General features: G+C 46.0%; 10 protein-coding genes. 5 read left to right on the forward strand and 5 right to left on the reverse strand.

What is annotated here, in order from left to right; genetic code table 11:
- Positions 1-98: 98 nt before the first annotated feature.
- A complete protein-coding gene (carA, locus tag Q7V21_RS07050; protein ID WP_304916603.1) occupies positions 99-1,229 on the reverse strand; it encodes a glutamine-hydrolyzing carbamoyl-phosphate synthase small subunit in 1,131 nt (376 codons plus the stop codon).
- A gap of 166 nt (positions 1,230-1,395) precedes the next feature.
- Between carA and hemB the strand changes: the two genes are divergently transcribed.
- Both hemB and aroE read left to right on the forward strand, forming a co-directional pair.
- Positions 1,396-2,406, forward strand: a complete 1,011-nt coding sequence (hemB, locus tag Q7V21_RS07055; protein WP_304916604.1) for a porphobilinogen synthase — start codon at positions 1,396-1,398, stop codon at positions 2,404-2,406.
- A gap of 2 nt (positions 2,407-2,408) precedes the next feature.
- Complete coding sequence (aroE, locus tag Q7V21_RS07060; protein WP_304916605.1) at positions 2,409-3,260, forward strand: shikimate dehydrogenase; 852 nt, start codon at positions 2,409-2,411, stop codon at positions 3,258-3,260.
- 32 nt (positions 3,261-3,292) lie between these two features.
- Here the strand turns inward: aroE and Q7V21_RS07065 are convergent, their stop codons facing one another.
- On the reverse strand, positions 3,293-3,763 hold the full coding sequence (locus tag Q7V21_RS07065; RefSeq protein ID WP_304916606.1) for a Spy/CpxP family protein refolding chaperone: 471 nt from the start codon (positions 3,761-3,763) through the stop codon (positions 3,293-3,295).
- A 156-nt stretch (positions 3,764-3,919) separates the two neighbouring features.
- On the opposite strand from Q7V21_RS07065, the gene Q7V21_RS07070 reads away from it, so the two are divergent.
- The gene (locus Q7V21_RS07070) at positions 3,920-4,636 is read left to right on the forward strand and encodes a response regulator transcription factor (protein ID WP_370654048.1); all 717 of its coding nucleotides are present in this window, start codon (positions 3,920-3,922) and stop codon (positions 4,634-4,636) included.
- Entirely contained in the window at positions 4,636-5,979 is a 1,344-nt protein-coding gene (locus tag Q7V21_RS07075; protein ID WP_304916607.1) for an ATP-binding protein, read from the forward strand. Before Q7V21_RS07070 ends, Q7V21_RS07075 begins: the two co-directional genes overlap by 1 nt.
- Before the next feature lie 28 nt (positions 5,980-6,007).
- On the opposite strand, the gene sodC is transcribed toward Q7V21_RS07075, so the two are convergent.
- Genes sodC through Q7V21_RS07090 form a run of 3 tightly spaced genes read right to left on the reverse strand, consistent with a single transcriptional unit; the run spans position 6,008 to position 10,946 of the window.
- Complete coding sequence (gene sodC, locus Q7V21_RS07080) at positions 6,008-6,520, reverse strand: superoxide dismutase [Cu-Zn] SodC (RefSeq protein WP_304916608.1); 513 nt, start codon at positions 6,518-6,520, stop codon at positions 6,008-6,010.
- Between the two features lie 56 nt (positions 6,521-6,576).
- The gene (locus Q7V21_RS07085; RefSeq protein ID WP_304916609.1) at positions 6,577-9,786 is read right to left on the reverse strand and encodes an efflux RND transporter permease subunit; all 3,210 of its coding nucleotides are present in this window, start codon (positions 9,784-9,786) and stop codon (positions 6,577-6,579) included.
- The gene (locus Q7V21_RS07090; protein ID WP_304916610.1) at positions 9,783-10,946 is read right to left on the reverse strand and encodes an efflux RND transporter periplasmic adaptor subunit; all 1,164 of its coding nucleotides are present in this window, start codon (positions 10,944-10,946) and stop codon (positions 9,783-9,785) included. Before Q7V21_RS07090 ends, Q7V21_RS07085 begins: the two co-directional genes overlap by 4 nt.
- 161 nt (positions 10,947-11,107) lie before the next feature.
- Here Q7V21_RS07090 and Q7V21_RS07095 point away from each other — a divergent pair, with 161 nt between their 5' ends.
- Positions 11,108-11,593, forward strand: a complete 486-nt coding sequence (locus Q7V21_RS07095) for a MarR family winged helix-turn-helix transcriptional regulator (protein WP_304916611.1) — start codon at positions 11,108-11,110, stop codon at positions 11,591-11,593.
- Positions 11,594-11,748 lie beyond the last annotated feature (155 nt).

Genomic DNA, 11,748 nt, shown 5'->3' on the forward strand with positions numbered 1-11,748 from the left:
GCGCCAGAATAATCAAATTCGCAGGCCTGACCGATAACAATCGGACCAGCACCCAGAATCAGAATGCTTTGAATATCAGTACGTTTAGCCATTGTGTGTTATTTACCTGTCGCTTGTTCGAGTAGGTCGATAAAGTGATCGAATAGAGGTGATGCGTCTTGCGGACCGGGGCTGGCTTCCGGATGTCCCTGAAAGCTGAATGCCGGTTTGGTTTTATGATGAATACCCTGCAAAGTACCATCAAATAAAGAACGATGGGTGGTCTCAACAGTATCAGGTAAAGTCGATTCATCCACTGCAAAGCTGTGATTTTGACTGGTTATCATCACCAAGCCCGCCAGCAATTCCTGCACTGGATGGTTGGCACCATGATGACCGAATTTCATTTTTTCAGTTTTAGCGCCGCAGGCCAATGCCAGTAATTGATGACCTAAACAGATTCCGAAAATCGGCATGTCATTCTCAAGGAAATACTGAATCGCCTTGATTGCGTAATCACATGGTTCAGGATCACCCGGTCCATTGGCCAGAAAGATACCGTCCGGATTAAGTTTCATTACTTCTTCAGCAGGCATTTGCGCTGGAACAACGGTCAATTTGCAGCCACGCTCGGTGAGCATGCGCATGATGTTTTTCTTGATGCCGTAATCGTAGGCAACTACATGGAAACGTGGCTCAGCTTTGCGCGACTGGTTATCGATATGCCAGACACCCTCGGTCCATTCATAAGCCTGTTTAGTAGAAACTTCTTTAGCCAAATCCATGCCTTTCAGACCGGCAAACGCTTTGGCAGCCGCAATAGCCGCATCGACATCAATGTTATCACCGGCAACGATGCAACCTTTCTGTGCACCTTTTTCCCGTAACAGACGAGTCAGACGACGGGTATCAATCCCGGCCAATCCCACTACATTGTGGCGCTCCAGATATTTATCCAAGGCTTCTTCACCGCGCCAGCTTGACATCACTGGGGACAATTCACGGATGATTAATCCACTGGCATAAATCTGGTCTGATTCTTCATCGTCTTTGTTGACACCAACGTTGCCAATATGCGGATAAGTCAGAGTAACGATTTGGCGGCAGTAGGACGGATCAGTAATGATTTCCTGATAACCTGTCATCGCGGTGTTGAATACCACCTCACCCACTGACTGACCCACAGCACCGATTGATTCGCCGTGAAAGACCGTGCCATCTTCAAGAGCAAGTAGCGCAGTTGTACGCAAGGGGAACCTCCACCAGATAAAAAAGGAACAGGGGACTTGACGTTCTCCCCAGACAAAATCTTTGCAATTTTAGCGCATCTGCAGCCTATGCGTCCACGCTAAAAACGATGACAACTTACCTTGCCAACGGTAGTATGAAGCGCAGCTTATTGACCTGGCAGAACTTATGACCCAACAGTATTTTAATTTTTCTGGCTTTCCCCAGCAAAGACCGCGCCGTTTGCGCAAAGATGACTTCTCCCGACGGTTGGTGCGTGAGCATCAGTTAACCGTCAATGATCTGATTTATCCCTGTTTTGTTCTCGAAGGACAAAATCAACGCGAAAAAATCAGCTCCATGCCCGGCGTGGAAAGATTGAGCATTGATCTGCTACTTAAAGAAGCTGAAATCATTCATAAACTAGGCATTCCAATGATGGCTTTGTTTCCGGTGACACCGTTGGAGCAAAAATCACTTGATGCTGCCGAAGCATTTAATCCGGATGGTCTGGCACAACGCGCTGTCAGGGCATTAAAAAAAGCCTTTCCGGATTTAGGAGTAATGACTGACGTCGCTCTGGACCCATTTACTACTCACGGTCAGGATGGTCTGATTGATGACAACGCTTACATCATTAATGATGAAACGGTTGATGTATTAATCAAACAGGCACTGTCTCATGCTGAGGCAGGAGCTGATGTGGTTGCCCCTTCAGATATGATGGACGGACGAATCGGTGCGATCCGCAATGCTTTAGAAAATGCCGGTCATATTCATACCCGTATCATGGCTTATTCAGCCAAATATGCCTCGAGTTTTTATGGACCATTCCGTGATGCCGTAGGCAGTGCCGGTAACCTGGCCGGTGGCAATAAATTCAGTTATCAAATGGATCCGGCCAACTCAAATGAGGCTCTGCATGAAGTTGCATTGGATATTCAGGAAGGTGCAGATATGGTCATGGTCAAACCGGGCATGCCCTATCTGGATGTGTTGTATCGGGTAAAACAAACCTTTCAGAAACCGACTTTTGTTTATCAAGTCAGTGGTGAATATGCGATGCTCAAAGCCGCAATATTGAATGGTTGGCTGAGTGAAGAAGTGATTATGGAAAGCTTGCTGGCGTTTAAACGCGCTGGTGCCGACGGTATTCTCACCTACTTCGCCAAAGACATCGCACAAAATTTACAACGTTGATCATGACAGATAAATACGCAGTGATCGGTAACCCGATTCGCCACAGTAAATCACCATTGATTCATGCCGAGTTTGCCAAACAAACTGGTGAAAATATTGAATACACCGCGATAGAAGTACCGTTGGAAAGCTTACAAACAAGCCTGCAACAGCTACGAAATATTCTTAAGATAAAGGGCGTCAATGTTACGGTACCGTTCAAGGAACAGGTCTGGGCGATGGCCGATAAGAGATCTGTCCGCGCCGAGCTGGCGGGAGCCGTCAATACCATTGTATTTCATGATGATGGCAGCCTATTCGGTGACAATACTGATGGGATTGGTCTATGCCGGGATTTAACCATTAATCATCAGGTAGAGCTTGCTGGTAAACGGATTTTATTGCTCGGTGCCGGTGGCGCTTCCCGTGGCGTGATTGCCCCTTTGCTGGAATATCAACCCGCCAACATATTCATTGCTAATCGAACCGCTGAAAAAGCCAGTTATCTGGCACAGTTGTTTGACAAAGCGGGCACTGTAAAAGGTGGCGGCTTCAATGATATTCAAGGTGAATTTGATGTAGTGATTAATGCCACTGCAGCCAGTTTACAGGGCGAGGTACCACCATTGCCCGATACAGTACTGGCAAGTGGATCCTGTTGTTACGACATGATGTACAGCGATACAGATACCACATTTATCCAATGGGCCAAAGCGCATAATGCAGCTAAAACAATTGATGGACTGGGTATGCTGGTGGAACAGGCAGCAGAAGCTTTTTTTATCTGGCGTGGTATCCGTCCACAAACCACCCCAGTAATATCTATGCTACGGGCTGAATTTCGAGACGATATCCATAAAAGAATCTCATCCTGAACATCAGTTCAGGATGAGATCAGCGAAATAAGTTACAGTTTTTTTCTGTCCTGTTTCTTTTGCTCGTATTCAGCCATTTTTTGCTGTAATTGTTGCTGCTGTTCAGGCGTCAAGATCTTAAATATCTCATTGTTAAGTTTGACTTTCTCTGCCATGCGCTGGGCTTGCTTTTCTGTTGACTCGGCAATAAGTGCATCCAGCTTGGCTTGATCTACTTCCTCGGCAAAACTCAATTCTGCCAACTGCTTGCGAGATTGCCAATGTGATTTCATATCAGGTTCGTTATCGGCAATTTGTGCTTCGACCAGCGATTTGATTTCAGCTTTCTGAGCATCATTCAATTCAATGCCATGCAACATCGGAGGTATGCCATCATGTTCCTTGTTTTTTTTCATCTCACTATATTTACCACCTTCACCACAACTTTTATGTTTATCGGCCATAGCTGGCCCCGTTAAAAATAAAGCCGGAATCACACTTAACACCATCAATTTATTACGCATTTGGTTTCTCCTGAAACGGTTTATTTAAACTGTTCGCTGTCAGCTGACAGGCGTGGTTGCTAGTATTGTCGTAAAAACTGTAAATGACTGTTTTGATATGTAAATTTAAGTAAAAAGATTATTTACAATTAGCTGAATAATATTCCAGACCGTATTATGAGTGGCAAACTAGATGAGGGTATTTCAGTGAGCAATGTTTTAATCATTGATGATGATGTGATTCTTTCCGGATTATTTCAGGATTATCTGGAAGAAGAGAAGTTTCAGGTTCGCACTGCAGACACAGCAACAGAAGGGCTTCAGCTTGCCTTACAAGGTGAATACGATATTGTAATCCTTGATGTAATGTTGCCCGATATGAGTGGTAACGAAGTGTTAAGAGCTATTCGAAAGCAAAGTCATGTACCCATTTTGATGTTTACGGCAAAAGGTGACGACGTAGATCGAATTATGGGACTGGAGTCTGGTGCTGATGACTATGTGCCCAAACCCTGCACTCCCAGAGAATTGATTGCCCGGATCAAAGCCATTTTACGTCGCAGCGAAATTACTCGGCAGCAACAACAGGACGAGACGGTTATTCAAACCGGTCCATTACAGTTGTGGCCGCAACTACGCAAAGCTGTCTGGTTCGATCTGGCGCTTGACCTTACCAGTACTGAATTCAGTTTACTTGAAGCTCTGGCAAGAAATGCCGGACAGGTCGTCAGTAAAAATGCTCTATCGGAAGCGGCACTGGGTCGTCCTTTGGCACGCTTTGATCGGAGTATTGATGTACATATGAGCAGTATCCGCCACAAACTTGGACAGCAGCAGGACGGTCATTCCTACATTCAAACCGTACGTGGCAAAGGCTATCAGTTGATTAAATAATGCGTAGTCTATTCTGGAAATTCTTTTTTGCATTTTTACTGGCTTTATTGCTGACCAGCATCGGTGTGGCCAGCGGCATGTGGTTACGCCACAATGCCGAACGCCAGGCTTTTGAAGCGATTCCAGTTCAAGTCGGCTGGAAAGCAGCAGACCTTGTGGATAGCGCGTCAGACATTGTGCGTTATGCCGGTATTGAACCGCTGAAAAAATACTTACGGGACAAGCAACGCAGTAAAATTACTATTTTTGCCATCACCCAAGAAAACAGAGATGTTCTGGGACGTAATGTGGATGAGGATTTGCTTGCCTCGACGCGTCAATTATTACTGGAAAACCCTGAAATTCGCTCAATTCGTCAGACACAATCCATCGACGGTAAACCCCTATTACTGTTTATACCATCCCCGGAAAAACTCAGTAAGCCGTTTGCTCCACCCAAAAGACCTAAACCACCACCATTTTTATTATTATTGAGCATGTGGATGATTTCTGGTCTGTTATTCAGTGGTTTACTGGCCTGGTGGTTCACTAAGCCAATTCGCATTTTACGTAAGGCATTTGATGATGTAGCAGATGGTAAACTGGATACTCGTATTCGACCGGCAATGGGTAAACGGCGCGATGAACTAGCAGAGCTAGGCCAGAACTTTGACCACATGACCAGTCGCATCAGTCAATTACTCTCTGCACAAAAACGCTTGTTGCATGATGTATCACACGAGTTACGGTCACCCTTGGCACGCATGCAGGCCGCTATAGGGTTAGCCCAGCAAAATCCGGATAAAACCGCCAAGATGCTGGATCGGGTTGAACGCGAATCAGAACGGATAGATCAACTGATTGGTGATCTGCTGAATTTATCCAGATTGGAAAACCCGACAAGTGAAAATGATGACAGACAAGATTTCGATTTGACTGAAATGCTACTGGATATCATTGAAGACGCGCGTTTTGAAGCGCAAAACAAGGCAGTCCAAATCGAGCACAACAGTATTGAACAAATCAACCTGTTTGGCCGTGCTGAGCTGATCCATAGCGCTATCGAAAATGTGTTACGAAATGCTATTAAATATTCACCAGATAATGGTGTTATTCAGATCACTATCGAAAAACGATCACAACAACTGCAAATCGATATCGAAGATCAGGGACCTGGAATTGCCCAGCAGGATTTACAACTGATTTTTCAGCCCTTCTTTCGCAGTCGGGAAAATCAACATCAAAATGGTATAGGTTTAGGCCTGACCATCGCCCATCGTGCGATTGAAATTCATGGCGGAGAAATTTCTGCAGCAAACAGACCGGAAGGCGGACTTAGAATATCTATCGTCCTTCCAGTCTGATTACTGATCAATTTCTTTAAATTAAAGATTAATTAGCAACACCACAGGCGACTCTTGCTCCACCGCCACCTAAAGGCTGGGGATGATCCGAGTGATTATCACCGCCAGCATGAACCATTAACGAACGGCCTTGTAAATCCGCAACGGTTAGGCGTGGTGCTAACACAGGTTGGGTTGCTGTACCATCTTCAGCGACATATAGCGGCGGTAAGTCACCTGCATGACCACTGCCCCAAGGCGTGTCATGTTTGCCCGTATTGTAAGGATCATAATGGCCGCCAGCAGCCAAGGCAGGTACCATTTCACCATCTTTCTCAGCCGCATCACAGCTCGGGTTTTCGTGAATATGAAAACCATGTAACCCCGGGGTTAATGCTTTCAATTGCGGTGTAAAGACCAGTCCGAAAGCTGATTGATGAACTTCAACCGTTCCCAGACTCTTGCCTGTTCCCTGTTTATCCACTGCAAAAAGCTCAACTTGTGTGCCAGCGATGGCAGTCGTGGACGCCAGCGCAATTATGGCGATCGACAATAGTTTCATATTTCCTCCAAAATCCAGGGTGTCATCTAATCCGACTCAGTTGTAGGTATGGAGTTTCATCGGTCAACCAATAATGAATCATCTTTGCTTAACGGATCTGCATCAGTGGGTTGTGCTAATTCACGTTTGTCTCTTAACGATGCTAACCAACGGCAAAACACATAAAACACCGGTGTAAATATCAAGCCGAAGAAAGTTACGCCCAACATTCCGAAAAACACTGCTGTACCTAATGCCTGACGCATTTCTGCACCAGCCCCTGAAGCCAGTACTAATGGTACTACGCCCAAAATAAAGGCAAACGAGGTCATCAGGATTGGACGCAGACGAGTCCGTGCAGCTTCAACTGCTGCATCAAGACGATTCAAGCCTCGATCTTCAGCCTGTTTGGCAAATTCAACGATTAAGATGGCATTTTTTGATGCCAGACCAATCAACACAACAAAACCAATCTGCACCAGGATGTTGTTATCCATTCCCCGCAAACTGACACCGAGAATCGCCGCCAGCAAGCACATTGGCACAATCAGTACCACAGCCAATGGCAATAACCAGCTTTCGTATAAAGCTGCCAGCAACAGAAACACAAACACGACCGCCAACGAAAAGCTTAGAAATGCCGTATCACCTGCCAATTTCTCTTGTAAGGCCAGTTCGGTCCATTCAAAACTGATTCCTTCGGGCAAAGTATCGGCCATCAACTGTTCCATAATGGCAAGTGATTCACCACTGGAAAATCCCGGCGCGGTACTTCCCTGCACTTCAATTGCTGGGTACAAATTGTAATGTGGCAGGCGTATAGGGCCGGTGATATTTTCAAATGTCGCAATGGTACCTATTGGCACCATTGCACCATTATCAGAACGCGTACGTAGTTTACCGATATCCTCAATCTCATCACGATATGGACCATCAGCCTGTGCAACAACACGATAAGTGCGATTCAAAAAGTTAAAATCGTTGACGTAACGTGAGCCCAGATAGATTTCCAGAGTATCAATCACATTGCGCACCGGCACATTGAGCATTTCTGCACGTGTGCGGTCAATATCGGCGTAAATCCTCGGTGTACCCGAGTTAAAGAAGGTAAATACTGCCGACAATCCATCGGTTTGGTTGGCAGCCCCTAATACCTCATTGGTGACGGCTTGCAGTCTTTCCAATCCAAGACCACCACGATCCTGAACATAAAGTTTCCAACCACCGGAGTTACCCATCCCACGAACTGGCGGTGGCCTGATAGCAAAAGCCATCGCAGCATCAACCTGGGATAAAGCTCGCTGTGAACCGGCCACAATATCGTCAATAGTAATTCCGGCAGCAATCCGGTCTTCAAATGAATCAAGCGGAGTAAAGATAACTGCTGAGTTTGAAGCATTTGTGAAGGTTGGGCCATCCAGGCCAACAAACAACACGGCATGAGCAACGCCGGGAACCTCTCTTAAACGTGCAGAGGCTTCACGCGCCGCGGCATCAGTTCTTTCCAGAGTCGCGCCAGGCGGTAATTGCAATACATTGATTAAATAGCCTTGATCCTGTTCAGGAATAAAGCCTGTCGGTACTTTATTAAATTCATAGCCGGTCAACACAATCAGACCGACATAAATCAACAGCATGATCGACATCATTCGTAATAGCTTGCGTGTCATGGCGGAATAACGATCGCCCATCCATTCAAACGCACGGTTAAAGCCGTTGCCAAAAGCCCGGAAGGGATAACCTATCGTGCCCCAAATACCACCAGGTACATGTCCTTCAACATGAGGCTTTAATAACAATGCTGATAAAGCTGGTGATAACGTCAATGAAACGATCAACGAAATAATTGTTGCGGTTGCAATGGTCAAGGCAAACTGCTGATAAAACGCTCCAGAAATACCGGTGATAAACGCCGTCGGGATAAATACAGCTGTTAGCACGATAGCAATCGCGACCAAAGCACCGCCAACTTCATCCATGGTTTTATGTGCTGCTTCACGTGGACTTAAGCCTTCGCGAATATAACGCTCTACGTTCTCGACTACCACGATGGCGTCATCCACCACGATACCGATGGCCAGTACCAAACCGAATAATGACAAATTATTTAACGACACCCCCAGCATCGACATCACCGCAAACGTGCCGATCAATGACACCGGTATCGCTAGAATTGGAATAATGGAGGCACGCCAGCTTTGCAAAAATACCATCACCACCAGAATAACCAGGACGATGGCTTCCAAAATGGTGTGATAAATTTTCTCTATCGACTTGGCGATAAATTCGGTTGGATCATAAATGATCTGGTACTCCACACCATAAGGCATGCTTTGAGCAATGTCTTCCATCTCGGCGCGAACTGCCTGAGCAGTTTCCAGTGCGTTGGAACCTGGCCGCTGAAAAATAACCACCGGCAATGCCAGGTTGTCATCCAGATAACCAATATTGGTGTAGTCTTGCGCCGCCAGCTCAACTCTTGCCAAATCACGTAATCTGACGGTCCGACCTTCAACACCACGTTTGACGATGATGTTACTGAATTCGTCCTCTTCTAACAGTCGTCCTTGAGTCTCTACACTTAACTCAAAGCCACCTTTGGTTTCGATCGGTTCTCTATTAATTGTGCCAGCGGCAATCTGAGTATTATTTTCACGTAATGCCGCAACCACTTCGGTGGCTGTCATACCGAAAGCCTGTGCCCGCTCAGGATCTATCCAGATCCGCATGGCATAAGCACGCTCTGCAACAATTCTTGCCTCCCCAACACCTTCAATACGCGCCAGTCGATCCACCACTTGTGTTCTGGCGTAATTTGATACGTATAAATTATCGCGACTGCCATCAGATGACAGAATATGGATAACCATCATCAAATCCGGTGAGTTTTTACGAATATCGATACCTTGCCGGGTGACTTCCTCCGGTAGCAAGGGTTCTGCCATGGCAATCCGGTTTTGTACCAGAACCTGTGCGATATCAAGGTTAGTGCCAGGCTTAAAGGTCACATTAAGTGATGTACGGCCATCTGCTGTATTTTCAGATTTCATGTAGAGCATATTCTCTACACCGTTAATCTGCTGCTCCAGCACGGTTGCTACCGTATTGGCGGCTGTCTCAGCTGTGGCACCAGGATAAGTTGCGGTAACCGCAATACTTGGCGGCGCAATTTCCGGATATTGAGCGACAGGTAAATTGCTATAAGCAATCGTCCCAACGAGGACTATCAGGACCGAAATAACGGTCGCAAAAATCGGTCTTTCGACAAAAAAATGAGTGAACTTCATAAGTCTTGTCCATCATTATTAGCCTGATAAGGAACAGCATTAACTTCAGTACCTGGACGGGCTCTCAGTAAACCTTCCACAATGATTCGATCTGATGTTTCCAGACCGTGTCGGATAACCCGCATATTTCCCTGTAATGTGCCCAGTTCAACAACTTTTGGAATGACTTTACCTTCAGCATCCACTGTCATTACGATCTTGGCAGCCTGATCAGTCACAATCGCTTTATCCGGAACCAGCATGGCTTTGGCATTTTGACTGGTTGGCAAACGTAAGCGAGCAAAAAGTCCTGGACGTAAAACCCCATCGGCATTATCCACCACAACACGCATTCTCAAGGTACCGGTATTTTCATCCAAGCGGTTGTCCACAAAGTCGATGCGACCGGTACGCGTCCAGTCTTTTTCATCGATTAATTTGAGTTCAGTCGGCATTGCTCTGCCATTGGCAAGTTGATCCTGTCCTTGAGGAAGACGGATCAACTGCAGATATTCTGTTTCAGACACATCAAACACAAAGTGCAGCGGATCCAATGAAACAATGGTGGTTAACGCCTGACCGCCATCGCCACTACCAACCAGATTACCAACGTCAACCCGTCGATTGGAAATACGTCCACTGACCGGTGCAGTAATTTTGGCGTATTGCAGATCTAATTTGGCGGTTTTTACCGCTGCCGCAGCAGATGCCACATTAGCATTGGCTTCCTGGAAACGGGCCCGGCGCGTATCTACTTCTTCCTGGGAAATCGCACTTTGGGTTAATAATCGCTCTCCGCGTTTGGTATCCAAATCGGCCAGTTTTAACTGACTATCCATTCTGGCCAGTTCTGCTTCAGCTCTTGCTACTGCGGCTTCATAGGGTCGTGGATCGATTTCAAATAACAAATCCCCCTTCTCAACCATCTGTCCATCCTGGAAATGCACTTTATCCAGATAACCTGTCACCCGGGCTCGTAACTCCACCATCTCAACAGCTTCAAAACGACCGGTAAATTCTTTCCATTCCGTCAGTTCGCGGACTTCTGGTTGCACAACCTGAACTCTGGGAAGGTTTTGTTCTGCATGTACACCATGACTTAGCAGACTTAACGAGAATAAAGCGGTTGCTGTGAAAACCCGCAACAATGCTGGTTTAACGGAGAGAGAATAATCTGGCATGACAGATCCTTTGTTATTCGCTGGTGAAAGCGTGTGGAATAGCTTAAGATTCTTTCTAGAAAGGTTTCTGGAAAGATTAATGCAAGATTCTTTGGCGTGCAAGTTAATTTTTTTGTCATAATTCTGACACTTTTAAGGGGGTTTATAACTTGGCAGAGCGAATGAAAAATATTGAAGACATTCTAGAGCAGATGCGTTCATGCTGGGAGGGAGATCTCGCCGCAGCAGAAACTGTTAAGCGTCTGTTTCGCGCTCGCGAATTATTCTTCTCCAATGCGAAATCAGTGATGGAGCAATTTGATCTGAGTCTGGGTGAATTCGATGCGCTGGCGTCATTACGTCTGCAGGGTGAACCCTATGAACAAACGCCTTCAAACATCTGCCAGGCTAATCTGGTCAGCTCTGGTGGTTTAACCAAAGTGCTCAACAGTCTTGAGAAAAAAGGCTTAATCAGTCGTCGACAATGCGCTGATGATCAGCGAAGCCGTCTGGTTAAATTAACGACAAAAGGCAAAAGTCTGATTAATGAAGCCTTGAAAATAGTGTTGGCAAAGCATGAAAAACACCTTAGCAATGCATTAAGCACCGATGAACGTGAAACGCTCAATAGGTTATTGATGAAGTTAAATCAGAATGCTTTACGCTAAGAGACGAAAAGCTAAAAAGAAAGGCCCCACAGTGGCGTTACGAACGGGGTTCTTGAACCTGTTGGTTCAAGTGGGAAACCGCATGGGGATGGCAAACTTCCCGTCGGAGCGGGCTTGTTTTTCAACCCCGTAAATTTGGTTTCCTAAAGCATTTG

It is taken from the genome of Methylophaga sp., assembly GCF_030651745.1.